The sequence below is a fragment of the Streptomyces sp. NPDC096012 genome, assembly GCF_040426375.1.
Classification (GTDB): Bacteria; Actinomycetota; Actinomycetes; order Streptomycetales; family Streptomycetaceae; genus Streptomyces.
On the sequence record NZ_JBEOTD010000017.1, the window covers coordinates 22,531 to 48,400 of the forward strand.

Consider the following 25,870-nt stretch of genomic DNA (forward strand, 5'->3'; position numbering starts at 1 on the left):
GGTGCCGGGTGCCGGGTGCCGACTGACCGGACCCGGGCCAGGGCCGGACTGGCGCCGCCGACGGACCGGGCCAGGGCCGGACGGCCGCCACCGACGGACCGGCCAGGACCGGACGCCCGCCGTCGCCACCACCGGACCGTGCGCGGACCGGACGGCCGCCGGCGGACCGGGCCAGGGCCAGACCGGCGCCACCAGCGGACCAGGCCACGGCCGGTTCGGCGCCACCAGCGGACCAGGCCACGGCCGGTTCGGCGTCGCCGGTTCGGTGGGTGGCCTGGTCGTGGGGGGCGGGTGGTCGGGGGATGCACTCGGGGTCTGCGGCCGGGATGGGTGAGGTTCGCCGGAGCGGCACCCATATGATCCTCACTTATGGGAGATGCCCGAATTGCCGTACAGTCGTCAACCGAACCGCGCCCGAACGAGGTGGGCCGGCGGTCCACCCGGGCCTCCCGGAGAGCCGCCGCCTTCGCCGTCTGGTACCTGCGGACCATCGCCTTCATCAACTTCCTCAGCGCGGTCTGGGTCTCGCTCGGGCAGGACGTGCGCCGGCACAACCAGGACGACTTCTTCACGCCGTACCTGCTGACCGCCGGCTTCGCCTCCGGTGTGTTCACCGCGTTCCTGGCCGTCACCATGCGGCGCCGCAAGCGGGCGGCGTGGATCCTGAACCTCGCGCTCAGCGGGGCCTTCCTCGCCCTCTTCGCGTTCGCCATGGCGTTCCCGGAGATCCGGCGGTACCCGCAGAACTGGATCTCCCTGGCGCTGACGGCCGCGTTCGTCGGCGCGCTGCTCGTCGGCCGCCGGGAGTTCTACGCCAAGGGCGACCGGTCCAACCCGCGGCTCGCCGCCACGGTCGCCGTCGGCGGCGGCCTGCTCGCCTCGCTGCTGGCCGCGCTGGTGGTGACGGTCACCAACCAGGCTCCCGACGCGGCCCGTTCCACCTTCCCGGAGCGCTGGCACTACGGCACCCTGCGGCTGGTGTCGGTGGCCGCCGAGGAGGCCCGCTTCCCCGGCATCGACCCGCCCAACTGGGCCAACGTGGCGATCAACGTGCTCAGCACCGGCCTCGTCCTCGCCGTGTTCTACGCCGCGTTCCGCTCCCGCCGGGCCGTCGACCCGCTCACCGAGGACGACGCGAAGCGGCTGCGGGCCCTGCTGGACCGGCACGGTGACCGGGACTCGCTGGGCTATTTCGCGCTGCGCCGGGAGAAGAGCGTGGTGTGGTCGCCGACCGGGAAGGCGGCCGTCGCCTACCGCGTGCTCGGCGGGGTGAGCCTCGCCTCGGGGGATCCGATCGGGGACCCGGAGGCCTGGCCGGGGGCGATCGTGCCGTGGCTCGCCGAGGCCCGCGCCCACGGCTGGATCCCGGCGGTGATGGGGGCGAGCGAGGAGGCCGGCACCGTCTACGCCCGGCACGGCCTGGACGCGCTGGAGCTGGGTGACGAGGCGATCGTGGAGGTCGCGGAGTTCACGCTGGAGGGACGGGCGATGCGCACCGTCCGGCAGGCGTACAACCGGGTGAAGCGGGCCGGGTACCAGGTGCGCATCCGCCGCCACGAGGACATCGGCGCGGACGCCATGGCGTATCTCGTCGAGCGTGCGGACGACTGGCGGGACGGGGCGACCGAGCGCGGCTTCAGCATGGCCCTCGGCCGGCTCGCGGACCCCGATGACGGCCGCTGCGTGATGCTGGAGTGCACGGACGCCGACGGAAGGCTGCGGGCCCTGCTTTCCTTCGTGCCCTGGGGCCCGAACGGGCTGTCGCTCGACCTCATGCGGCGCGACCGCGACTCCGACAACGGGCTGATGGAGTTCATGGTCATCGAGCTGCTGCGGCGGTCCGGCGAGATCGGGATCACTCAGGTCTCTCTCAACTTCGCCGTCTTCAGGTCGGTCTTCGAACGTGGTGCGCGCCTCGGTGCCGGTCCGGTGCTGAGGCTGTGGCGGTCGCTGCTGAGCTTCTTCTCCCGCTGGTGGCAGATCGAGTCGCTGTACCGCGCCAACGCCAAGTACCGGCCCATCTGGGAGCCGCGGTTCCTGCTCTTCGAGAAGAGCGCGGACCTGCTGCGCATCGGCCTCGCCGCGGCCCGCGCGGAGGGGTTCCTGGAGGCGCCGGGACTGCCCAAGTGGCTGCACCGCAGGCACCTGGACACACACCGATAGAGCCGCCCGGACGAGGAACACGGACGAGGAACGCCGATGGGAACGCTCGCCCGCTGGGCCCGCGCCGAGTGGGGGCCGCTGTACGTCTCCGTACGCGAGCCCCTGCTGACACGACGCCTGAGGGCGCTCCCGATGACGCTCGCGGCGGTGTGCCTGACGGCGCTGCTGCAGTACGTGCAGAACCGGTCCTGGGGCTTCCAGGCCGTGCAGGACCTGGGCGCCGTACGGGCCGAGGACCCGCTGTGGGCGTCCCTGCTGCGCACTCCGCTGTCGCTGTTCGTGCCCGCGCTGGACCTGCCGGTGTGGGGTGCGCTCGCGCAGATCCTGTTCGTGTTCGGGATCGCCGAGGTGTCTCTGGGCTGGTGGCGCACGCTCGTCATCGCGTACGTCGCCACGCTCGCCGGCACGCTCTACGCGCGCGTGGGCATCGGGCTCGGCCCGCACACCCCCTTCGGGCTGCCGTGGACCGACGCGCAGGTCGTGGACACCGGTCCGTCGGCCGCGGTCGTCGGCCTCGCGGTGTTCGGGAGCTGGTGGTACGGCGCCTACCTCACGACGGGTGCGGTGACCGTGGCGATGGTCGCGGAGGTGCTGGTCAAGGAGAACCTGGCCGGCAAGGAGCATCTGGCCGCGCTGTCGGCGGTGGGGACGCTGTGCCTGGTGGTGGCGGTGCGGGACCGGTACGGTCGCGGCCCGCGCGCGTCCCTGCGGCCGCCGTCCCGACTGCGGCGGTCGTGGCGGCTGCGGCGCCCGTGGCGACTGCGACTGCTGGGGCTGCCGCGACTGCCGCGGCGACTGCGCGTGCCGCCGCGGGTACCGCACTGTCAGTCGCGGCCGGGCAGCCGGACCGGCCGCGGATCGGGCCTGCCGCCGATCCAGTCCTGAACGGCGCGCCGCGGCCGGACCCAGCGGCGGTCGTGGCGGTAGGCCCGCAGGGCGGCCTTGGCACGGGCGTGGGGGCGGCGGCCGTAGAAGCGGCGGGCCCACAGCGAGCCGGGGCGGGCCAGCCGGAGCGCGCCGACGAGCGCCACCAGCGGCACGACGGCCCCGAAGATCGCGACCCGGGCCTTGCCCTTGCTCAGGGCGATGAGCGCGAAGAGGAAGTTGGCCGCGATGGCGCCGAGGGCACCGCCGCGGTCCGCCAGTTCGTCCTGGGTCAGGTCGTTGACCCCGAACGGGGAGAAGCCGGCCAGCAGCAGCCCGACCAGGGCGGCGGTGAGCACGACGACCTCGACGCTCTTGCGACCCTCCTCGCTCCAGTAGACGTCGTCCAGGTGCAGGATCAGGGCGAACTCGTCCAGGACGAGACCCGCGCCCATGCCGAAGACGACGGCGGCGATCACCCCGCCGGCGCCGTGCCGGTCGCTGGCGACCGCGCCGAAGCCGCCGATGACGGTGAGGATGACGCCGGGGACGACGTGGTGGATGTGCAGCCCGCCCGCCTTGACGTTGCCGAAGGGGCCCTTGCCGGCCCGGATCAGCCGGGTGACCACCCGGGTGACGACGAAGGTCAGCACGAAGGCGGTGAGGGCGACCAGCAGCGGGAGCTTGCCCGGCTCGACGATGTTCCGCACCCACCAGTGCCCCATATGCGCACCTTAACCCCGGGTGCGGGAGGCGGCCTCGCGAGCGCCGGGTAACCTGCGCCGGTGCTCAAGTCCTCCCCCCTCGACGGCCTCCGCTTCGCCTTCGGCACGCTCACCGTGCTGCCCGTCCGGGTGCGCCGGTGGGACCGGGAGGCGGCGCGCGGCGGCATGCTCACCGCCCCGGTGGCCGGTCTCGCCGTCGGCGGCTGCGCGGCCGGGCTGGGTGTGCTGCTGCTGTTCCTGGGCGCCGGAGCGCCGCTCGCCGCCGTCGCCTCCGTGGCCGTGCCCGCCGCGCTGACCCGCGGACTGCACCTGGACGGCCTCGCCGACACCGCCGACGGGCTGGGCAGCGGCAAGCCGGCCGAGGACGCGCTCAGGATCATGAAACAGTCGGACATCGGCCCGTTCGGGGTGCTCACCCTCGTCCTGGTGCTGCTGGCCCAGGCCGCCGTGCTGGCCCACCTCTACGACGCCTCGTGGGCGCGGGGCGCGCTGGCCGCCGTCGTCTCCGCGGCCGCCGCCCGTCTCGTGCTGACCCTCGCCGCGCGCGCCGGGATACCGGCCGCCCGTCCGGAGGGGCTGGGCGCGGCGGTGGCCGGCGTGGTGCCGACGGGCGCGGCGGCGGCCGTGGCGGTCGTCGTGCCGGCGGCGGCCGGGGCGTCGGGCGCCGGCCTCGGCGCGTACGACGGCGCGCGCACCGCCCTCGCGGTGGTGGCCGCCGTCGCCGTCGCCGAACTGCTCCTGCGCCGCTGCGTCCGGCGCTTCGGCGGAGTCACCGGTGACGTGTTCGGCGCGCTGGCGGAGACGGCGGCGACGACCGCACTCGTGGTGCTCTCCCTGGGCCACTAGCCCCCTCACGCCGGGCGGCCGCCCGGCGAGGCCCGGGGTCGGGCCGGTCGCCGGGGCCGCTCGCGGGGTGGTGTTCCCCCCTGGGGTTCGAGGTGCGTTCCGCTACGGCAGCTTCAGCGTGAGTGCGGACTGGAGCAGGCCCGGTGTCCCCCAGGCCGCGCGCGCACCGGCGTAGGCCGTGCCGAACGTGGTCGTGCCCAGCGGCTGCTGCTGCCGCGTCCCCTCCGGTGCCGTCACCGGGATCTGGGTGCCGGACGGGGCCGTGACGGTCACGGTGTTGCCGATCCGGTAGGCGGTGACCCGGCCGGCGTCGAGCGCGGTCTGCCACTTGGCCCGGTTCTGCAGCTCGGCGCCGATGGCGCTCTGCCGCAGGTTGACGATCGGGGTGTTGTCGGCGAACAGGGCGTGGTAGTCGGCGAGTACGCGCTCCAGGACCGGGTAGAGGTTGCGGTCCTCGGCCAGGTTGGACTGGTGGGCGAAGTGCGGACGCGGGTCGTTGCTCAGCACGTGCCCGAGATCGGCGTGCGCCTCGGTGGGCACGATGTGGTCGGTGAACCCGGTGGCCGTGTCCAGCGGCTGCGGCAGACAGGTCGAGGTCGGGTTGTCCTCGCAGATCCCGCTGCCGCCGTCCGCCCTGGACGTGTAGATCCAGTTGTACTCGTCGGCCATCTCGGCCCTGGTGCCGGTGTTGTAGTACACGTTCATCGGGTAGCGCGGCACGGTGAGCGTGCTGCTGCCCACGGTCCGCTGCGCGGACTCGCGGGAGTTGTCCGAGGCCGTCCACTTCACGCCGTTCGCGGCCAGGGCGGGTCCGAGTCCGGGGTTGTCCTGCGGCTGCTGCGGCAGGGTCTTCAGACCGGAGTGCTCACCGGTGACCAGTTCGCTGCGGTCGACCGGCAGGCCGTGCGCCAGCGCCCAGTCGTAGTTGTCCGCGATCTCCCTGGAGATGTCGGAGCGGCTCACCCACTTCGTCGAGCCGTCGGCGTTCTTCGCGCAGCTCCAGGGCACCGTCGTGGTGTCCTGGACGCATCCGAGGAAGAGATGGGTGTAGGTGTGGTTCACCCAGCGGTACTCGGCCTTGTCCTTCAGGAGCTGGTCGGCCGTCGGGTCCTGGCCGCCGTTCTCGCTCTTCCACTCCTCCCCGGCGCCCGCGTTGAACACCATGTCCAGCGTGAAGCCGTGGCTCCGCTCCCACTGGGCGGCGTACTGCGCGTCGGCCGGCGTCATGCGGATCGGCGTCGCGGTGTCGTCGCCGCCCCCCGCGCAGTCGATGTCGCCGGGGGTGCAGTTGCGTTCGCCGTCCCAGCGGGCGTCCGCCGCGAAGACGTCGTCGACGTGCACGGCGAAGTAGTTGCGGGCCTGTCCCAGGTGCACGCCCTGGGTCAGCCACTCGACCATGCCGCGGGCCAGCACCCGGAACTGCTGCTGGTGCTCGTTGTAGGCGAAGGTCACCACCAGCTCGCGGCGGCCGTCGTGCGCGTACTCGCCGAGCAGGCTGCCGGTGCCGGTGCCGCCGGGCACGGGGGTGTCGACAAAGCTGGTGAAGCCGGCGCGCGGCTGGGCGACGAAGCCGTAACTCTCGTCCACGGACGGCGAGTTGTCCTCAAAGGAGAAGGCACCCCGCAGATATCCGAACGCACCCGCCCGCCCGGCCCCGCTGACGGTGGCCGTGCGCCCGTCGAGGGTGCCGGCGTAGCCGTTGCTGTCGGTGTAGTCCAGGCCCACCTCGGGGTGGGCCCAGGTGTAGGCGTCCACCTGCGGGATGCCATAGGTCTTCTCGTACGCCTCCAGCGCCGTCTGCTCGGCCGACTCCGCCCCGAAGGGGGCCTCGTTCGGCAGGACCACGCCCTGGAACTTCGCGCGCGGCCGGCCGCCGGCCGTGTCGCTCAGGAAGGCCGCGGTGATCGCGGGACGCCCGGGGTCGTCCAGCTGCACGGTGGTGTACGGGACGCCCTCGCTCCTGAGCTGGGCGGTGATCGCACCGACCGGTCCGGCACCGTCGTCGACGACCAGGACCCTCAGGTCGATACGCGGATCGGCGGCGGCCGACGCGCCCGGTGCGGCCAGTCCCAAGGTGATCGTTCCCGCCGCCGTCGCGGTGACCGCGGCCGCTCTCCAGCGGTGTGCCCGATGGGCCATGACAGGTCCCTCCCCCCAAGAGATCCCCCGATGTCCGGATCCGTGACGGATCCGTGGAGGATCAGTGGCAATCATGCGAATCGGTGGACACACGGCCCACCGGAACTTGACGAGTGTGGCTCAGGTCACCCGCGCCCGAGGGGCGGAAATGGCCATGACGCCACGTACGGGTGAACACCCGCAGGAATGAGCGAACGGCCGCACGCGCGTAGTCTCGTGCCGGGTGTTCGCCGACAGGGTGAAGGCCCCGGTTGCCGCCTGCTCCCAGGACTGGGCCTAGGGTCGGCTCTCGGGCCCGGTCGACCCCACCCCGCATCGGCCACAGGAACTTCACATCGGAAGCGAGATCTCACCACCGTGACTGCTCTGACTCTCAGCACCGCCGCGGCGCCCGGCCTGCGGGCCGACGCGATCGTGATCGGTGTCGCCAAGGGCACCAAGGGCCCCGTCGTCGCGCCGGGTGCCGAAGCCGTGGACAAGGCGTACGACGGCAAGCTGGCCGGCGTCCTGGAGACCCTGGGCGCCTCGGGCGCCGAGGGCGAGCTGACGAAGCTGCCCGCCCCGGCCGGATTCAAGGCCCCGCTCGTGCTGGCGGTGGGGCTGGGCGCGGAGCCCGGCACCTCTGACGGCCCGGACGCCGACGCCGGTTACGACGCCGAGGCGCTGCGCCGGGCCGCCGGCGTGGCGGCCCGCGCGCTCGCCGGGACCGCGAAGGCCGCGTTCGCGCTGCCCGTCGACGGCCCCGGAGCCCTGGAGGCGATCGGCGAGGGCGCCCTGCTCGGCGCCTACTCCTTCGACTCCTACAAGGAGAACGGCCGTCAGGCCCTGAACGGTGCCAAGGCCAAGAACGGCAAGGCGCCGCTGGCCGAGGCCGTGCTGCTCGGCGGCAAGCCGCGCGACGCCGCGCACAAGGGTGCCGTCGCGCGCGCCGTCGCCGTCTGCGAGGAGCTGAACCGCTCCCGCGACCTGGTCAACACCCCGCCGAACGACCTCACCCCCGCGATCTTCGCCGGCATCGTGCAGGCGGCCGCCAAGGAGCACGGCCTCAAGGTGCAGGTGCTCGACGAGAAGGCCCTGACCAAGGGCGGCTACGGCGGCATCCTCGGCGTCGGCTCCGGCTCGGCCGCGACCCCGCGCCTGGTGAAGCTCTCGTACACGCATCCCAAGGCGGACAAGCACCTGGCCTACGTGGGCAAGGGCATCACCTACGACTCGGGCGGCATCTCGCTGAAGCCGGCCGGGCACAACGAGACGATGAAGTGCGACATGAGCGGTGCCGCCGCCGTGTTCGCCGCCGTCGTGGCCGCCGCCCGCCTCGGCCTCCAGGTCAACGTCACCGGCTGGCTGGCGCTGGCCGAGAACATGCCCTCCGGTTCCGCCGTGCGCCCGGGTGACGTGCTGCGCATGTACAGCGGCAAGACCGTCGAGGTGCTGAACACCGACGCCGAGGGCCGGCTGGTCCTCGCCGACGCGCTGTGGGCTGCGTCGCAGGAGAAGCCGGACGCGATCGTGGACGTCGCCACGCTGACCGGCGCGATGATGCTGGCGCTGGGCAGCCGGACGTTCGGCGTCATGGCCAACGACGACGCGTTCCGCACCGCACTGCACGAGGCGGCGGACGAGGTCGGCGAGCCGGCGTGGCCGATGCCGCTGCCCGAGCACCTGCGCAAGGGCATGGAGTCCTCCGTCGCCGACATCGCGAACATGGGCGAGCGGATGGGCGGCGGTCTGGTCGCCGGTCTGTTCCTGCGCGAGTTCGTGGGCGAGGGGATCACCTGGGCCCACCTCGACATCGCCGGACCGGCGTTCAACGAGGGCGGCCCGTTCGGGTACACGCCGAAGGGCGGCACCGGGTCCGCGGTGCGCACGCTGGTCCGCCTCGCCGAACTGACCGCCGCGGGCGACCTGGGCTGAGCCGCCGGCGGCCCGTTCGCCTCCGGCGCCTCGCGGGCCGGCGGCGGTACGCGGACCGCGGGGGCACGGGGACCCGTTCGCACGGTTCCCCGCGCCCCTGGTCCGTGCGCACCGTCGTTTCCGGGTGTACGTGGGGTGTCTCACACCGAGGCCCCGCGTCTCGTACGCCTCGAACAAGTGCAAAGATGGAGCCCGGCAGGACAGGGCCCCCACCGAAGGGCCGAAGCATCAAGCGGCCGGACACCAGCCGACCGACCGGTCACCTCCCGAAGGGGCAAGGGTGCCCGGCGCACGGCGCACATGCATGGAGGACGTGACGTGGCGAACGACGCCAGCACCGTTTTCGACCTAGTGATCCTCGGCGGTGGTAGCGGTGGTTACGCCGCGGCCCTGCGCGGGGCGCAGCTGGGCCTGGACGTCGCCCTGATCGAGAAGGACAAGGTCGGCGGCACCTGCCTGCACCGGGGCTGCATCCCCACCAAGGCCCTGCTGCACGCGGGCGAGATCGCCGACCAGGCCCGCGAGAGCGAGCAGTTCGGTGTGAAGGCCACGTTCGAGGGCATCGACGTCCCGGCCGTCCACAAGTACAAGGACGGCGTCATCGCCGGCCTGTACAAGGGCCTGCAGGGCCTGATCGCCTCCCGCAAGGTGACCTACATCGAGGGTACGGGCCGACTGTCCTCCCCCACCTCCGTCGACGTGAACGGCCAGCGCGTCCAGGGCCGCCACGTCCTGCTGGCGACCGGCTCCGTGCCGAAGTCGCTGCCGGGCCTGGAGATCGACGGCAACCGGATCATCTCCTCCGACCACGCCCTCGTCCTGGACCGCGTGCCGAAGTCCGCGATCATCCTGGGCGGCGGTGTCATCGGCGTCGAGTTCGCCTCGGCGTGGAAGTCCTTCGGCTCGGACGTGACCGTCGTCGAGGGCCTGAAGCACCTCGTGCCGGTCGAGGACGAGAACAGCTCGAAGCTTCTCGAGCGCGCGTTCCGCAAGCGCGGCATCAAGTTCAGCCTCGGCACCTTCTTCCAGAAGGCCGAGTACACCCAGGACGGCGTCAAGGTCACCCTCGCCGACGGCAAGGAGTTCGAGGCCGAGGTCCTCCTCGTCGCCGTCGGCCGCGGCCCGGTCTCGCAGGGCCTGGGCTACGAGGAGCAGGGTGTCGCCATGGACCGTGGCTACGTCCTGGTCGACGAGTACATGCGGACCAACGTCCCGACCATCTCCGCCGTCGGTGACCTCGTCCCGACGCTCCAGCTCGCGCACGTCGGCTTCGCCGAGGGCATCCTGGTGGCGGAGCGCCTGGCCGGTCTGAAGACCGTTCCGATCGACTACGACGGTGTCCCGCGGGTGACGTACTGCCACCCGGAGGTCGCCTCCGTCGGTATCACCGAGGCCAAGGCCAAGGAGATCTACGGCGCGGACAAGGTCGTCGCTCTGAAGTACAACCTGGCGGGCAACGGAAAGAGCAAGATCCTGAACACCGCGGGCGAGATCAAGCTCGTCCAGGTGAAGGACGGTGCCGTCGTCGGCGTCCACATGGTCGGCGACCGCATGGGCGAGCAGGTCGGCGAAGCCCAGCTGATCTACAACTGGGAAGCGCTGCCGGCCGAGGTCGCCCAGCTCATCCACGCCCACCCGACGCAGAACGAGGCGATGGGCGAGGCGCACCTGGCGCTCGCCGGCAAGCCCCTGCACTCCCACGACTGAGCCTTCGGTCAACGGGCGCGACGACACAGACTTCCGCAATTCGTTAGGAGCAACCGAAACCATGGCGGTTTCCGTAACCCTTCCGGCGCTCGGTGAGAGCGTCACCGAGGGCACTGTCACCCGCTGGCTGAAGGCCGAGGGCGAGCGCGTCGAGGCCGACGAGCCGCTGCTCGAGGTGTCGACCGACAAGGTCGACACCGAGATCCCCTCGCCCGCCGCCGGTGTGCTGGCCTCCATCAAGGTCGCCGAGGACGAGACCGTCGAGGTCGGCGCCGAGCTGGCCGTGATCGACGACGGCACGGGTGCGCCCGCTGCCGCCCCGGCCCCCGCTGCCGAGTCCGCTCCGGCCCCGGCCGAGACGGCCGTCCCGGCCGCCGAGGCCCCGGCCGCGCCCTCCACCGAGCAGGCCGCCCCCGCCCCGGCCCCGACCGCCGAGGCCGCTTCCGGCGGCTCCTCCGCCGAGGGCACGGACGTGGTCCTGCCCGCCCTCGGCGAGTCCGTCACCGAGGGCACCGTCACCCGCTGGCTGAAGTCGGTCGGCGACGCCGTCGAGGCCGACGAGCCGCTGCTCGAGGTCTCCACGGACAAGGTCGACACCGAGATCCCGGCGCCCGCCTCCGGCGTGCTGCTCGAGATCGTGGTGAACGAGGACGAGACCGCCGAGGTCGGCGCCAAGCTCGCCGTCATCGGCGCCCCGGGTGCCGCCCCCGCCGCCGCCCCCGCGCAGGCCGCTCCGGCGCCCGCCGCCGCCCCGGCCCCCGCCGCGGCTCCGGCCGCCCCGGCGGCTCCGGCTCCGGCTCCGGCGGCCCCGCAGGCGCCGACGGCCCCGGCTCCGCAGCAGCAGACGACCCCGGCTCCCGAGCCGGTCCCGTCGGCCCCGGCCCCGGCGCCCGCCCCGGCCGCGGTCACCCCGGCCACCGCTCCCACCTCGCCGACCGCCACCCAGGCGACCGACGAGGGCGCCTACGTGACCCCGCTGGTGCGCAAGCTCGCCGCCGAGAACGGCGTCGACCTGGCCACCGTCAAGGGCACCGGCGTCGGCGGCCGCATCCGCAAGCAGGACGTCATCGCCGCCGCCGAGGCCGCGAAGGCCGCCGCCCCGGCTCCGGCCGCTGCCGCGCCCGCCGCGAAGAAGGCCCCCACCCTGGAGGCCTCCCCGCTGCGCGGCCAGACCGTCAAGATGCCCCGCATCCGCAAGGTCATCGGCGACAACATGGTCAAGGCGCTGCACGAGCAGGCCCAGCTGTCGTCGGTCGTCGAGGTCGACGTCACCCGCCTGATGAGGCTGCGCGCCAAGGCGAAGGACTCCTTCGCGGCCCGCGAGGGCGTCAAGCTCTCCCCGATGCCGTTCTTCGTGAAGGCCGCCGCGCAGGCCCTGAAGGCCCACCCGGTCGTCAACGCCAAGATCAACGAGGCCGAGGGCACGATCACCTACTTCGACACCGAGAACGTCGGTATCGCGGTGGACTCCGAGAAGGGCCTGATGACCCCGGTCATCAAGCGCGCCGGCGACCTCAACATCGCGGGCATCGCCAAGGCCACGGCGGAGCTGGCCGGCAAGGTACGCGCCAACAAGATCACCCCGGACGAGCTGTCCGGCGCGACCTTCACCATCTCCAACACCGGTTCGCGCGGCGCGCTGTTCGACACGATCATCGTGCCGCCGGGCCAGGTCGCGATCCTCGGCATCGGTGCCACGGTCAAGCGTCCGGCCGTCATCGAGACCGAGGAGGGTACGGTCATCGGCGTCCGCGACATGACCTACCTGACCCTCTCCTACGACCACCGCCTGGTCGACGGCGCCGACGCGGCCCGTTACCTGACGGCGGTCAAGGCGATCCTGGAGGCCGGCGAGTTCGAGGTCGAGCTCGGCCTGTAAGGCCGGAACACGCCCCACGGCAGCACGACGGAGCCCCCGCCCGGAGTCCATCTCCGGGCGGGGGCTCCGTCGTGCGGCCGCGGGCCTCCCCCTGGGGACGGGGGTGTCGTCCGGTGCGGCCGAGCGCCGCAGCGCATCGGGGTGTGCCCGTCGAGCGGCCCGTTCGAGAGGTCCGGGATCCACCGTGCGGACATGCGGTTCAACGGCCCCGGCGGTCACGGAGGTTGAGGTTGCGGGCAGGAGTGCCGCACCGGTGGGGCGGAATGCTTTCGCGGCCCGGCGGGCAGTGCTCTGTAACCGGCGTCACCTGTGGCGAGAGCAACCGTGCCCCTTCTGCCCGGGGCCGCGGCCGTATTGTCTAAGGGTCCCGCCGACCCGCCGGGTCCGCACTGCCAAGGAGCCCCCATGACCGCGCCCGTCGTCCACTCGCTGCGCGAACAGATCCGCGAGCACATCGTGGAGGGGATCGTCAGCGGGCGCTGGCAGCCGGGTGAGCGGATCGTGGAGCGCCGGATCGCCACCGAGCTGGAGGTCAGTCAGACGCCGGTCCGCGAGGCGCTGCGCGAGCTGGAGTCACTGCGGCTGATCGAGTCCGCGCCGAACAAGGGCGTGCGCGTGCGGAACCTCACCGCGGCCGACCTCGAGGAGAGCTACCCCGTCCGGGCCGGCCTGGAGGCCATCGCGGCGGAGCTGGCGGCGGAGCGCCTCGCGGCGGACTGCTCGGCGCTGGAACCGCATGTGCTGGCCCTGTACGAGGCCGACCGCGACGCCGACGGCACGGGGCAGGTCCGCCACACGGTCGGCTTCCACCGCGAGCTGGTCCGCGCGGCGGACAACTCGGTGCTGCTGCACACCTGGGAGGGCCTGGGCATCGAGGTCTTCACGGCCCTGTCCATCCGGTGGCTCGGGACGGTCCAGCAGTCGTACGCCGAGGAGCACGAGGAGCTGGTGCAGGCGTTCAAGCGGCGGGACCCGCGGATCGCGGAGCTGGTGAAGGCACACGTCCTCGGCTGCGCGCCGCGCCCCTGACACACGAGGCACACGTGGCCGGACCGTCCACCACGCGCCTGACGGACGAGGCACACGTCCCGGACCGTCCACCACGCCCCTGACGGACGAGGCACGCGTGGCCGGACCGTCCACCACGCGCCTGACGGACGAGGCACACGTCCCGGACCGTCCACCACGCGCCCGGCGCACGAAGCCCATGTCCCCGGGGGCTGCACGCCGCTCCGGGTGCACGCCACTCCGGATGCACGCGGTTCGGCTGCGATCCGCTCCTCGGCCGCACGCGAGCCCACCCCCGCTCACCTGCGAAAACCCGGGTCGATCACGGCACCGCGTGCCCATTTCAAAGGCACCCGGTGCCTACTTTTTCGGAATCGAGAGGTTTTGGCCCTCAAACCTTTGATCGATCATCGATCAGGGAGTTAAAGTCACCGACGGACTTCCACCGAAGTCCTCTGCCCTGTCCTGCCAAAGACCTAGGGCACCCCCGAACCCTTACCGATGAGGGAACCCCCTTCGACTGAGGAAGGCGGCGACATGACCGACCCCAACGCCATCCAGCCGAGCGCGCTCGACCAGCTCCCGGACCGCGACCCGGAGGAGACCGCCGAATGGCAGGCCTCCCTCGACGCCGTCGCACGGGAGGCCGGGCCGCACCGCGCCGCGTACCTGATGCGGCGCACGCTGGAGCGCGCCGAGCGGGGCGGCGTCGCGCTGCCGAAGCTCCTCGAGACGGACTACGTCAACACCATCCCCACCTCCGCCGAGCCGGACCTGCCCGGTGACCCGGAGATGGAGGCCCGGATCACCGCCTGGAACCGCTGGAACGCGGCCGCCATGGTGACCCGCGGCGCGAAGCACGGCGTCGGCGGCCACATCGCCACCTTCGCCTCGGCGGCCTGGCTGTACGAGACCGGCTTCAACCACTTCTTCAAGGGCAAGGAATCCCAGGACGCCGCCGGTTCCGGCGACCAGCTGTACATCCAGGGCCACGCCTCCCCCGGTATCTACGCCCGCGCCTTCCTCGACGGCCGGCTGACCGAGGCGCACCTGGACAACTTCCGCCAGGAGGCGGGCGGCAACGGCCTGCCGTCGTACCCGCACCCGCGGCGGCTGCCCTGGCTGTGGGAGTTCCCGACGGTGTCCATGGGCCTCGGCCCGCTGTCGGCGATCTACCAGGCGCGGTTCAACCGCTACCTGACCAACCGCGACATCAAGGACGTCTCCGCCTCCCACGTCTGGGCCTTCCTGGGCGACGGCGAGATGGACGAGCCGGAGTCGACGGCGGCCCTCGCGCTCGCCGCCCGTGAGGAGCTGGACAACCTCACCTTCGTCATCAACTGCAACCTGCAGCGCCTGGACGGCCCGGTCCGCGCCAACTTCAAGATCGTGCAGGAGCTGGAGGCCCAGTTCCGCGGCGCCGGCTGGAACGTCGTCAAGACGCTGTGGGGCACCGCCTGGGACGAGCTCTTCGCCCTCGACACCACCGGCGCGCTGGTACGCCGCCTGCGCCAGGTACCGGACGCGCAGATCCAGACGTACCAGACCCGTGACGCCGCCTACATCCGCCAGGACTTCTTCGGTGCCGACCCGGCACTGGCGGAGATGGCGAAGCTGCTGAGCGACGACAAGATCTTCGAGTGCTTCCACCTCTCGCGCGGTGGTCACGAGGCCCGCAAGGTCTACGCCGCGTACAAGGCCGCCGTCGAGCACAAGGGCGCGCCGACCGTGATCCTGGCCCAGACGGTCAAGGGCCACACCCTCGGCGAGGGCTTCGCGTCGAAGAACGCCAACCACCAGATGAAGAAGCTCTCGGTGGACGAGTTCAAGGCGATGCGCGACCTGCTGGAACTGCCGATCAAGGACAGCGACTTCACCGACGGTGTGGTCCCCTACGGCCACCCCGGCGCCGACTCCCCCGAGGTGCGCTACCTCCAGGAGCGCCGCGCGGCCCTCGGCGGACCGGCCCCGGCCCGCCGCACGCACGCGCTGGCCCCGCTGCCGGCCCCCGCCGAGAAGGCCTTCACCTCCTTCGACAAGGGCTCCGGCTCGCAGAACGTGGCCACCACCATGGCGTTCGTCCGTCTCGTCAAGGACCTGGTCCGCGACAAGGAGACGGGCAAGCGCTGGGTGCCGATCGTCCCCGACGAGGCGCGCACCTTCGGCATGGAGAGCCTGTTCCCGTCCCTCGGGATCTACTCCCCCAAGGGCCAGACGTACGAGCCGGTCGACCGCGACCAGCTGATGTACTACAAGGAGGCCCGAAACGGCCAGATCCTCAACGAGGGGATCACCGAGGCCGGTTCGATGGCCGACTTCATCGCCGCATCGACCGCGTACGCGACGCACGGCGAGGCGATGATCCCGTTCTACATCTTCTACTCGATGTTCGGCTGGCAGCGCACGGCCGACCAGATGTGGCAGCTCGGCGACCAGCTCGGCCGCGGCTTCCTCGTCGGCGCGACGGCGGGCCGTACGACGCTGACCGGCGAGGGCCTGCAGCACGCCGACGGCCACTCGCCGGTGATCGCCGCGACCAACCCGGCCGCGCTCACCTACGACCCGGCCTTCGCCTACGAGGTCGCCGTCGTCGTCCGGGAGGGTCTGCGCCGGATGTACGGCGAGGCCAGGCCGGGCGAGGACCAGAACGTCTTCTACTACCTGACGGTCTACAACGAGCCGCTGCCGCAGCCGGCCAAGCCGCAGGGCCTCGGCATCGACGAGGGCATCGTCAAGGGCCTGTACCGCTTCAACACGGCGGAGTCCGCGGGCCTGACCGCACCGGCCAACGCCCCGCGCATCCAGCTGCTGGGCTCCGGTACGGCGATCCACTGGGCCCTCGAGGCGCAGCGGCTGCTCGCCGAGGAGTGGGGCGTGGCCGCCGACGTGTGGTCGGCTACCTCCTGGTCCGAGCTGCGCCGGGACGCGCTGGAGGCCGACGCGGCGCTGCTGCGCGGCGAGGAGCGGGGGCCGTACGTCCGCCAGGCGCTGCAGGGCGCCGAGGGCCCGGTGCTGGCCGTCTCCGACTACATGCGCCAGGTCCCGGACCAGATCGCGCAGTGGGTCGAGCAGGACTGGTCCTCGCTGGGCGCCGACGGCTTCGGCCTGTCGGACACCCGGGCGGCCGCCCGCCGCCACTTCGGCGTCGACGCCCCGTCGATCGTCGTCGCGGCCCTGGCCCAGCTGGCCAGGCGCGGCGAGGTCCAGGCGACGGCGGTGAAGGAGGCCCGGGAGAAGTACGGGCTGTAGGCACCGGGGTGCCGGTGACGAGGCACTGAGAACGAGGTGTGAGGAAGGGGTACGGCGGCCGCCGTACCCCTTCCTCGTCAGTGCCCCCGGCGTCCCCGGTGGGTTGTCGGTGGCCCCCGGCATCATGAGGGGCATGCGCGCCGCTCGTCTCATCAAGATGGTCCTGCTCCTGCAGTCCAGGGCCGCCATGACCGCCGCCGAGCTGGCGCGGGAGCTGGAGGTGTCCGAGCGGACCGTCACCCGCGACGCGCAGGCGCTGTCGGAGGCGGGGGTGCCGGTGTACGCCGATCGCGGCCGGGCCGGGGGATACCGGCTGATCGGCGGCTACCGCACGCGGCTGACCGGGCTGGCCCGCGGCGAGGCCGAGGCGCTGTTCCTGAGCGGGGTGCCCGCGGCGCTGCGGCAGATGGGTCTCGAGGACGCCGCCTCGGCGGCCCGGCTGAAGGTGTCCGCGGCGCTGCTGCCCTCGCTGCGGGACGCCCCGGACAGCGCCGCCCGGCGGTTCCACCTGGACGCGCCCGCCTGGTTCCGGGAGCCGGAGACGCCCGCGCTGCTGCCGGTGCTGGCCGGGGCGGTGTGGGCGGACAGCCCGGTCCTCGCCCGTTACCGGCGCGGGGACGGCGAGGTGGAGCGGCGGCTGGAGCCGTACGGGCTGGTGCTGAAGGCGGGGGTCTGGTACCTGTGCGCCCGGGTGCCCGCGGGCGGCTCCTTCCGGACGTACCGGATCGACCGGTTCACCACCGCGGACCCGCTGGACGAGCGGTTCGACCGCGATCCGGCCTTCGACCTGCCCGGCTTCTGGGCGGCCCAGGCCGAGCGGTTCGCGCGGTCGATCCTGCGTGCCCAGGTCGTCGTACGGCTCTCTCCGCAGGGCGTGCGCAGGCTGCCGTACGCCGTCGATCCGCTGTCCGCGCGCGAGGCGCTCGGTGCCGTGGGCGAGCCGGACGCCGAGGGCTGGGTGACGGTGACCCTGCCGGTGGAGTCGGAGGAGGTCGCGCACGGCCAGCTGACCGGGCTCGGCCCGGAGGCCGAGGTGCTCGCGCCGGCGGCCCTGCGGGAGCGGTTCGCCGCGGACGCCGCCCGCGCCGCCGCCCTGTACGGGCAGCCGCCCGGCGGGTGACGGTCCGTACCGCTCGGCGCGCGGCCCACCGGGCAACGATCCGTGGTACTCGGCGCGCGGCCCACCGGGTAACGATCCGTGGTACTCCGCGTGCGGCCCACCGGCCGAGGCCCGATGCTGGTGGCGTGATGGACGAGACGGAGTTCTGGGAGCTGATCGACGCCACCCGCGAGGTGGCCGAGGGCGACCCCGAAGACCAGGCGGACGCGCTGGTGGAACGGCTGCTGCGGCTGGACCCGGAGCTGGTCCTGGACTTCGCCCGTCACTTCGAGGCCCGCTACAACCGCGCCTACCGCTGGGATCTGTGGGGTGCCGCCTGGGTGCTGCTGGACGGGTGCAGCGACGACGCGTTCGACTTCTTCCGGTGCTGGCTGATCGGCCAGGGCCGGGAGGTCTTCGAGGGCGCCCTGCACGATCCGGACGCGCTGGCCGTGCTGCTGGAGGACTTCGACGAGGAGATCGACGGCGACGGCGAGGAGCTGGGCTACGCGGCCGACGAGGCGTACGAGCAGCTGACCGGCTCCGTCGCGCCCGATCTCGGCATCCCTCCGGCCCCCGCGGAACCGGTGGGCCGGCCGGTGGACTTCGAGAACGAGCAGGCGCTCGTGCAGCTGTATCCCCGGCTCTGGGAGCGCTTCAAGGAGTGACACCCGGCTCCGTACGCCCCGCCGGCACGTGCCCCGGTGCGGGGTGGCCGGCAGGGCGCGGCACGTGCCCCGTGCGGGGTGGCCGGCAGGGCGCGGCGCGCGGTGGGCCGGGTGCCGGCTCACGGGGTGGCTGTGGGTGTCCGGCCCTGCAGCCGGGCCGCCGTCGCCCTGATCTCCGGGAGGCGGGCGGTGAGGGCGGCGCCGGGGCAGCTGGTCCTGAAGCCGTCGTTGTGGCCGGCCACGGCGGGCATGGTGGTGGGGGTGCCCGTCTTGTAGCGGCTGCGGCCGTTGCTGGAGGTGAGGAGGACACGGCTCTGCGGGTCGACGCCGGCGAGCCCGAGTTTCCAGGCGGCCACGGCGGCGATGGCGTCGGTCATGACCCGCGGCACGGGTACGCCGGCGGTGAAGGTGCCGAGGGCGGCGATGCCGGCGGTGCGGTGGTTGAAGCCCTGGCTGTGGGCGCCGGTGACCGGCCGGTCGACGCCTCCGGCGCGGCCCTCGTAGATGGTGCCGCAGCGGTCGACGACGAAGTTGTAGCCGATGTCGTCCCAGCTGCGGTCCCCCGTCTGGCCCGCGTACAGGTGCCGGATGACCTCGGGCGCGTCGGCGCAGTCGTAGTCGTTGGGCGAGTCGGTGTGGTGGAGGAAGACCGCTACCACCCGGTCGTCGTAGCGCGGGGGCGGCTGGGAACGCGCGGTGGCGCGGTCCAGCCAGACCGTGCGCGGCACGATGGGCGGCCGGGCGGCCCGGTGGGCGGCCGGCGGCGGGACCGGGGCGGGGCGCTCGCGGTGTTCGGCGGAGAAGCGCTCGATGCCGTGGGCGCACAGGGCCAGCGCGAGGACGGCCAGCATGCCCGGCAGCCAGCCGAGCGGCACCCGGCGCAGGGGGCCGGATGTCCGGGGGCCACGTCGCCGGGCCTCCCGCAGTCTTGGGACGACACGCATGGTGCCACTCTCGGTGCGTTCGGCCGTGCCCGCGATGTGCGCTGTGCCACCTGGTGGAACCATCGTCCTGGTCCGGGACGTTTCCGGGTGTACACGCGTACGCGGCCGGTCCGCCGCCCGGTGGCCGCGCGTGTGCGGGTGACTGATCAGCGGACGCGCCCCGTCCGTACTGAGGGGTCCGAGAGAAAGGCGGCTCCGTGGACCTGCTCGACCTGGTGCTTGTGCTGGTGATCCTCCTCTACGCGGTCTCGGGTTACCGGCGCGGGCTGGTCGCCGGTTGCGTCTCCCTGGCCGGGTTCGTCGGCGGGGCCGTCGTCGGCGTGTGGCTGCTGCCGTGGGTGACGGGTCTGGTGGAGCGCGCCACGGCGCAGGCGACGGTGCTGGCCGTGCTGACGGTGCTGGCACCGGCGGTGGCGGGGCACGAGCTGGCGGGCCGGCTGGCGCTGCGGCTGCGCGGCGAGCTGGACCGGGGCCCGCTGCGGGTGGCGGACGGGGTGGGGGGCGCGGCGGCGAACGCGGCCGCGGTGCTGATCGTGGCCTGGGTCGCGGCGAGCGTGCTGGGCGCGGCCCCGTCCCAGGCCCTGACGACGGCGATACGGAACTCGACGCTGCTGGGCGCGGTGCAGGAGGCGATGCCGCAGACCACGCCGGCATGGTTCTCGCGGGCCACGTCGGCGCTGACGGAGGCGGGGTTCCCGCAGGTCTTCAACCCCTTCGAGAACGAGTCGACGGCCCGGGTGCCCCGGCCCACCGGCGACAGCGTCACCCCGGCCGCCGCGAGCGCGGCCAAGCTGAGCACGGTGAAGATCGAGGGCGCCGCGGGGGCCGAGGGCCGGGAGGGCAGCGGCTTCGTCTTCTCCGCGCGGCACGTGATGACCAACGCGCACGTGGTGGCGGGCATCGACCGGCCGAGCGTGCGGGTGGGCGGGGTCGGTCCGGCGTACGAGGCACGGGTGGTGCTCTTCGACCCCGCCCGGGACGTGGCCGTGCTGTATGTGCCGGGCCTGGCCGCCCCGCGCCTGCGCTTCGACACCGCCGCCGTGCGCGGGGACTCGGCGGTGGTGGCCGGCTATCCGCAGGACGGCGGCCTGAACCTGCAGGCGGCCACGGTGGCGAACCGGGTGGAGGCGACCGGCCGGGACATCTACAACGACCGCGTGGTCACCCGGGAGATCTACTCGATCCGGTCCACGGTCCGGCCGGGCAACTCCGGCGGTCCGCTGCTGACCACGGACGGCAAGGTGTTCGGGGTGGTCTTCGCCCGTTCCACCGCGGACGCCGAGACGGGGTACGTGCTGACGGCGTCCGAGGTGGCGGCCGACGCCCGGCTGGCGGCCACGGCGACGGCACCCGTGGACACGGGCCGGCTGATCGACTCCTAGGGCCGGAGACGGCCGGCCCGCGGCGGGGAGTGGCCGTCTCCGCCGGGTGTCACAGCCGGCGGCCCATGAGGACGTCGTCGACGTACTCGCCGTCCAGCCGGAACTCCCCGGGCAGCACTCCCTCGACGGCGAAGCCCTCGGACTCGTAGAGGGTGCGGGCCGGGGTGTTGTGCCCGAGTACGCGCAGGGTGAGGCGCCGCGCACCGCGCCCACGGGCCTCCTCGACGGCGGCCCGGACCAGGGCCCGCCCCACCCCCCGCCCGCGTGCCTTCTCGGCGACGGCGAAGCCCTGGACCGCGAGGACGTGCGCGTTCGCGGCGAGCGGCGTCGGGCGGGCGAGCCGGATGTAGCCGACGACGCGCCCGTCGAGTTCCGCGACGAGGTGGTCGTCCGGCCTGTGGCGCTCGTCGAAGAAGGGGGCGTACGGCGGCTCGGGGGCGGGCGTGACCTCGTGCAGGGTGGACCAGGCGGCCCGGGCGAGGGCGGACAGTTCCCCGTCGTCGCCGGGGCGGGCGAGGCGTATGTTCGGATCCGGCATGGCGATCACCCTACGGCGGACGTCCGGGACGTCCCGGACGTCCCACCGGGGCCGGACAGGCCTGGGCGGTCATGCCGGACGGGCCGGGAGTGCCGGACGGGCCGGGAGTGCCGGACGGACCAGGGATGCCGAACGGACCGGGGTGCCGGACGGACCGGGGTGCCGGACGGACCGGGGTGCCGGACGGACCGGGGTGCCGGACGGGCCAGGCGGACGAGGCACGCCGGGCGGGGCACGCCGGGCGGGGCACGCCGGGCGGGGCACGCCGGACGTGCCCGACGCGTCGGGCACATGCCGGCCGGCCCGGTCGTGCCGGTCGTCCCGAGGCCCGGCACCCTTCATGCTGGGGGCCATGGAACGTTCGCGAATCGCGGTGACCGGCGCGTCCGGTCTGATCGGCAGCGCTCTGGTGCGGTCCCTGACCGCGGACGGGCACGAGGTGGTGCGCCTGGTGCGCGGGACGCCCCGTGGGCCTGACGAGGTCCGCTGGGACCCGGCCCGGCAGTACGTGGACGCGGCCGGGCTCATCGGCTGCGACGTGGTGGTCAACCTGGCCGGGGCGGGGGTGGGCGACCGGCGCTGGACCGAGGAGTACAAGCGGCTGATCCGGGACAGCAGGGTGCTGGGCACCGCCACGCTGGCGGAGGCCGCGGCCGCACTGCCCCGGCCGCCGCGGGTGTTCCTGAACGGCAGCGCGATCGGCTTCTACGGCGAGACCGGCGACCGGGTGGTGGACGAGAGCGCCCCGCCCGGCGACGGCTTCCTGCCCGGGCTGTGCGTGGAGTGGGAGGAGGCGGCGGCGCCCGCCGAGGAGGCGGGCGTACGGACGGTGTTCCTGCGCACGGGGCTGGTCGTGGCGCGCGGCGGCGGGGCCTGGGGGCGGCTGTTCCCGCTGTTCCGGGCGGGTCTCGGCGGCCGCCTGGGCGACGGGCGGCAGTACTGGTCGTACATCGCGCTGCACGACGAGGTGGCCGCGATCCGGCACCTCATCGACGGCGAGGGGCTGTCGGGTCCGTTCAATCTGACGGCGCCCCAGCCGCTGACCAACCGTGAGATCACCGAGGCGATGGCGCGGGTGCTGCACCGGCCTGCGCTGTTCCCGGTGCCCGCGCCGGTGCTGCGGACGGCGCTCGGCGAGATGGCCGGGGATGTGCTGGGCAGCCAGCGGGTGGTGCCGAAGCGGCTGACGGAGTCCGGGTTCCGGTTCGCCTTCCCCGGGATCGACGAGGCGATCCGCGCGGCCTGACCTACGGCAGGGATGTCCTGCGACCCGTTGTGACCGAATGCGACCTCCATGCGACCGTGCTCTGTCGATGCGCGACTGCTGTTGACCGATCGGCGCCCTATCCTCGACGCGAACTCGGGTATTGCTCAAGCCAGTTGGGGGCATGACGTCTCCACCGGCAGCGCAACCACAGGAGGGGCCTCGTGCTTGAGCCCGCGTACCAGGTGGACGTCGTCATCGTGGGAGCCGGAATCGCCGGACTCTCGGCGGCTCATCGGCTGACCAGCGCAGGAGTCACCACCGCGGTCCTGGAGGCCGCCCCTTACGTCGGCGGCCGCATGTCGACCGAGAAGGTCGACGGCTTCCGGCTCGACCGCATCGGCCAACTGCTGTCCACGTCCTACCCCGAACTCCGGCTGACGCCGGGGCTGGACTCCCTCGTCCTGCGCCGGTTCGCGCCGGGCGTCCTGCTGCACCGCGACGGACGCACCCAGCGCGCGGGCGTACCGGCGGTCGGAGGGAGCACAAGGGGCGCACTCCATGCTGTGCGCGCCCTGGCGAGCGCTCCCAGGGGTCCGGCCGCCGCGCCGGGCCGGGCGGGCGCCCCGGTCGGCGGTGCGGTCGACCAGGCCCGGCTGGGCGCCGCGCTGGCCCGGATCGCCACGGTTCCGGTCGAACGTCTGCTGGGCCGCCCCGAACTGCCCGCCGCCCAGGCTCTGGCCCGGCGCGGGGTGCCGGCCCGCACCATCGACGGCTTCCTGCGCCCGCTGCTCGCCGCGCTGCTGTGCGACCCGGACCTGACCACGTCCAGCCGGTGTGCCGACCTGGCGCTGCGCGCCTACGCGAGCGGGCGGCTGGGCGTGCCGGAGGGGGGCGCGGAGATGCTGCCGGAACTGCTCGCGGGGACGCTGCCGGCGGGCACCGTGCACACCGGGGTGCGGGTCACCTCCGTCTCCACGACGTCGGTGACGACTGCCGAGCACGGGGAGGTCCGCTGCCGGGCCGTGCTGCTGGCGACCGACGCGCGGGCCGCGGCGGCGCTGCTGCCGGGGCTGAGGGTGCCCGCCTTCCATCCGGTGACCGTGGTGCACCACACCACCGACGACCCCGCGGCGGCGTTCTCGACCGGCACGTCGCTGCTGCTGGACGCGGACCGCGGCGGACCGGTGGCGCACACCGCGGTGCTCAGCAACGTGGATCCGAGCCGGGCGCCGGGCGGCCGGGTGCTGATCTCCTCGACGGTGCTGGGCACTCCGCCCGAGGGCGTCGACACCGCCGTCCGCATCCATCTCTCCCGGCTCTACGGCACCTCGACGCGCCGGTGGGAGACGCTGGCCGTGCACCATACGCCGGAGGCGGTGCCGGCGATGCGGCCGCCGCACGATCTGCGCCGGCCGGTACGGCTGCTGGCGGGCCTGTACGTCTGCGGCGACCACCGGGACACCAGCACGGTCCAGGGCGCCCTGCACTCGGCGCACCGGGCGGCGGCGGCGGTCCTGGCCGACCTGGGCGTGAGCGGCTCGATCCACACCGCCGACCCGGCACCGACCCTCCCGCGAGCGGCCTAGCCGCCGTCGCCCACGACACGTCCGGCACCGCCGGTCACCACCGTCCCGGCCACTCGCCGTCACGGCGGAGACGAGCCCCTCGGCGACCGGCCTCCGGCGCGCCGGAGCTCAGCCACGGCGGACGCGGCCGGCGGTGCCGGGCCGTGCTCGGCCGCCGGTCACCGCCGTCGGGGCACACTCGCCGTGATGGCGGAGACGAGGTTCCCGGCGTCGGCCTCCGGCGCGGTGGGCGGAGATCGCCGGCGACCTCCGCCGCGACGGCGCTCGGGGTGGTCAGATCAGGGACGCGACCCTTTCGCGGTAGCCCCGGGCCGGTGCCGCGTCGCGGTAGGGCTCCAGGCGGCGTTCGAAGTCCTTCACGTACTCGATCGCGCGTGCGCTGCGCATCTCCGCCGCCTGGCCTGCGGCCTCCGCGGCGAGTGCGCAGGCCTGGTCGAGTTCGCCGAGGCCGAGGCGGGCGGTGGCGAGGACGACGCGGCAGAACAGCCGGCTGCGGGCGTAGGAGGCGGCGCGCAGCTGCAGCGAGCGCTCGGCGTGCTGCGCGGCGGCCCGGAACTGCTGCAGGTCCCGGTGGCAGTGGCCCAGCTCGTCGGCGAGCTGGGCCTCGTCGAAGAACCTGGCCCAGTACGGCACCTCGTCCCCGGGCCGGGCCGCCTCCAGGCCGCGCTCGGCCCGGACCAGCGCCGCGGTGCACGCCCGCACTTCGCCGAGGACGCCGTGCGCCCTCGCCTCGGACGCGTGCAGCAGCGCCTGGACGACCGGCGGCGCACCGGTGCCGACCCCCTGCTGGGCGACCCGGGCCAGCTGCACGGCCTCCCGGCCGTGGCCCAGGTAGACGGCCTGGCGGCTCATGGTGACCAGGACGTAGGAGCCGTAGGCGCGGTCACCGGCCGCCTGGGCCAGCCGCAGGGCCTGGACGAAGTAGCGCTGGGCGAGTCCGTGCGCGGCGATGTCGTACGACGTCCAGCCCGCGAGGCGGGTCAGGTCGGCGGCGGCGCCGAACAGCCGGCGGCCGGTCTGCTCGTCGTAGCTGCCGCGCAGCATCGGCTCGCACTCGTGCTCCAGATAACGCACCAGCGCCTGGCGGGCGTGACCGCCGCCGAACCGGTCGTCGAGCGTGCGGAACAGCTCGCCGACCGAGCGCAGCGCCGCGATGTCGCCGCCGGTGACCTTGTGCCCGGGGGCGCGCTCGGCGTGCCCGCGGATCCGCGGCGGTCCGGCCGGCTGGGCCCGGGCCGGACCCGGCCGGGCCTGCGCGGGCACCCGGGGGGCCGGTTCCCGGGCCACCTTGTCGTCCGCCTTGCCGATCAGCCAGTCCCGGCTGGGCACGACCAGCCCTGCCGGGGTGAACGCGATCTTGCGCAGCTCGGCGTGGCTGCCGGAGTCCTTGCGCCACAGCCCGCTGACGATGTCGACGGCCTCCTCCGGGGTGCCGGCGAACTCCAGGCCGGCGTACACCGGCGCACAGGCGTCCAGACCGAGGTCCTGGGCGGTGAGCCGGCGCCCGAGGCGGCGGGTGAACACCTCGGCGATCAGGGCCGGGGTCGTCCCGCGCGGCTGCTGTCCGCGCAGCCAGCGGGTGACCGAGGTCTTGTCGTATCTGAGGTCCAGCCCGTGTTCCAGGCCGAGCTGGTCGACGCGTCGGGCCAGACCCGCGTTGGAGAACCCTGCTTCTGCGATGAGCGCGGCGAGCTGGCGGTTGGGGGTGCGCTGCGCGGGTCGGTCCGTCATCTGCGGTGCGGTCTCCTGCCTTCCGGGCCTCTGAAGTGCCCGGATTGCCTTTGAGCAGCCCTTATGGCCTCACGAACGGCGCGAATGTAGCGGAGAGTGAGCAGGTCATCACACACTTCTGCGGGTATTCATCCGATCGTGTGAGGAACGCCCGCACGGCTGACGTAGCCCGGACGGACGTACAGTGACGTGGGCGCGTTACGCGCCTGACACACCGGTTC

Annotated in this window: 17 protein-coding genes and 1 pseudogene; 13 read left to right on the forward strand and 5 right to left on the reverse strand. The window is 73.6% G+C overall.

Features of this window, described 5'->3' with window-relative positions; all coding sequences use genetic code 11:
• Window positions 1-369: 369 nt before the first annotated feature.
• Both ABVB68_RS18315 and ABVB68_RS18320 read left to right on the forward strand, forming a co-directional pair.
• The gene (locus ABVB68_RS18315; protein ID WP_353602120.1) at window positions 370-2,163 is read left to right on the forward strand and encodes a phosphatidylglycerol lysyltransferase domain-containing protein; all 1,794 of its coding nucleotides are present in this window, start codon (window positions 370-372) and stop codon (window positions 2,161-2,163) included.
• Between the two features lie 36 nt (window positions 2,164-2,199).
• Window positions 2,200-2,865, forward strand: a pseudogene (locus ABVB68_RS18320) (hypothetical protein); the annotation flags it as partial.
• A gap of 122 nt (window positions 2,866-2,987) precedes the next feature.
• Here ABVB68_RS18320 and ABVB68_RS18325 read toward each other — a convergent pair.
• Window positions 2,988-3,752, reverse strand: a complete 765-nt coding sequence (locus ABVB68_RS18325; protein WP_353602121.1) for a hypothetical protein — start codon at window positions 3,750-3,752, stop codon at window positions 2,988-2,990.
• A 60-nt stretch (window positions 3,753-3,812) separates the two neighbouring features.
• Between ABVB68_RS18325 and ABVB68_RS18330 the strand changes: the two genes are divergently transcribed.
• Window positions 3,813-4,598 carry an adenosylcobinamide-GDP ribazoletransferase gene (locus ABVB68_RS18330; protein ID WP_353602122.1) on the forward strand — a complete coding sequence of 262 codons (786 nt, stop codon included), beginning with the start codon at window positions 3,813-3,815 and terminating at the stop codon, window positions 4,596-4,598.
• A 102-nt stretch (window positions 4,599-4,700) separates the two neighbouring features.
• Here ABVB68_RS18330 and ABVB68_RS18335 read toward each other — a convergent pair whose 3' ends face one another.
• On the reverse strand, window positions 4,701-6,737 hold the full coding sequence (locus ABVB68_RS18335) for a hypothetical protein (protein WP_353602123.1): 2,037 nt from the start codon (window positions 6,735-6,737) through the stop codon (window positions 4,701-4,703).
• A 357-nt stretch (window positions 6,738-7,094) separates the two neighbouring features.
• Between ABVB68_RS18335 and ABVB68_RS18340 the strand changes: the two genes are divergently transcribed.
• The 7 genes from ABVB68_RS18340 (at window position 7,095) to ABVB68_RS18370 (ending at window position 18,261) form a co-directional block, all read left to right on the forward strand.
• Window positions 7,095-8,651, forward strand: coding sequence for a leucyl aminopeptidase (locus tag ABVB68_RS18340; RefSeq protein ID WP_353602124.1), 1,557 nt, complete (start codon window positions 7,095-7,097; stop codon window positions 8,649-8,651).
• 318 nt (window positions 8,652-8,969) lie between these two features.
• Window positions 8,970-10,358, forward strand: a complete 1,389-nt coding sequence (gene lpdA / locus ABVB68_RS18345; protein WP_353602125.1) for a dihydrolipoyl dehydrogenase — start codon at window positions 8,970-8,972, stop codon at window positions 10,356-10,358.
• A 61-nt stretch (window positions 10,359-10,419) separates the two neighbouring features.
• Window positions 10,420-12,237: a 2-oxoglutarate dehydrogenase, E2 component, dihydrolipoamide succinyltransferase gene (gene sucB, locus ABVB68_RS18350; protein WP_353602126.1), complete on the forward strand. Its 1,818-nt coding sequence runs from the start codon at window positions 10,420-10,422 to the stop codon at window positions 12,235-12,237.
• 405 nt (window positions 12,238-12,642) lie between these two features.
• Window positions 12,643-13,266: a GntR family transcriptional regulator gene (locus ABVB68_RS18355; protein ID WP_353602127.1), complete on the forward strand. Its 624-nt coding sequence runs from the start codon at window positions 12,643-12,645 to the stop codon at window positions 13,264-13,266.
• Between the two features lie 516 nt (window positions 13,267-13,782).
• On the forward strand, window positions 13,783-16,494 hold the full coding sequence (aceE, locus tag ABVB68_RS18360; RefSeq protein ID WP_353602128.1) for a pyruvate dehydrogenase (acetyl-transferring), homodimeric type: 2,712 nt from the start codon (window positions 13,783-13,785) through the stop codon (window positions 16,492-16,494).
• Window positions 16,495-16,627: 133 nt separating this feature from the next.
• Window positions 16,628-17,614 (forward strand): helix-turn-helix transcriptional regulator, encoded by a 987-nt coding sequence (locus ABVB68_RS18365; RefSeq protein WP_353602129.1) that lies wholly within the window; start codon window positions 16,628-16,630, stop codon window positions 17,612-17,614.
• Window positions 17,615-17,742: 128 nt separating this feature from the next.
• Complete coding sequence (locus ABVB68_RS18370) at window positions 17,743-18,261, forward strand: DUF4240 domain-containing protein (protein ID WP_353602224.1); 519 nt, start codon at window positions 17,743-17,745, stop codon at window positions 18,259-18,261.
• Between the two features lie 119 nt (window positions 18,262-18,380).
• Here ABVB68_RS18370 and ABVB68_RS18375 read toward each other — a convergent pair whose 3' ends face one another.
• Window positions 18,381-19,205: a peptidoglycan recognition protein family protein gene (locus tag ABVB68_RS18375; RefSeq protein ID WP_503006172.1), complete on the reverse strand. Its 825-nt coding sequence runs from the start codon at window positions 19,203-19,205 to the stop codon at window positions 18,381-18,383.
• Window positions 19,206-19,402: 197 nt separating this feature from the next.
• Between ABVB68_RS18375 and ABVB68_RS18380 the strand changes: the two genes are divergently transcribed.
• Window positions 19,403-20,587, forward strand: coding sequence for a MarP family serine protease (locus ABVB68_RS18380; protein WP_353602130.1), 1,185 nt, complete (start codon window positions 19,403-19,405; stop codon window positions 20,585-20,587).
• Window positions 20,588-20,636: 49 nt separating this feature from the next.
• On the opposite strand, the gene ABVB68_RS18385 is transcribed toward ABVB68_RS18380, so the two are convergent.
• On the reverse strand, window positions 20,637-21,125 hold the full coding sequence (locus ABVB68_RS18385) for a GNAT family N-acetyltransferase (RefSeq protein WP_353602131.1): 489 nt from the start codon (window positions 21,123-21,125) through the stop codon (window positions 20,637-20,639).
• 352 nt (window positions 21,126-21,477) lie between these two features.
• Between ABVB68_RS18385 and ABVB68_RS18390 the strand changes: the two genes are divergently transcribed.
• Window positions 21,478-22,371: a TIGR01777 family oxidoreductase gene (locus ABVB68_RS18390; protein WP_353602132.1), complete on the forward strand. Its 894-nt coding sequence runs from the start codon at window positions 21,478-21,480 to the stop codon at window positions 22,369-22,371.
• Window positions 22,372-22,553: 182 nt separating this feature from the next.
• Window positions 22,554-23,918, forward strand: coding sequence for an NAD(P)/FAD-dependent oxidoreductase (locus ABVB68_RS18395; protein WP_353602133.1), 1,365 nt, complete (start codon window positions 22,554-22,556; stop codon window positions 23,916-23,918).
• 273 nt (window positions 23,919-24,191) lie between these two features.
• Here the strand turns inward: ABVB68_RS18395 and ABVB68_RS18400 are convergent, their stop codons facing one another.
• The gene (locus ABVB68_RS18400) at window positions 24,192-25,649 is read right to left on the reverse strand and encodes an NsdA family TPR-like regulatory protein (protein ID WP_353602134.1); all 1,458 of its coding nucleotides are present in this window, start codon (window positions 25,647-25,649) and stop codon (window positions 24,192-24,194) included.
• Window positions 25,650-25,870: the final 221 nt, after the last annotated feature.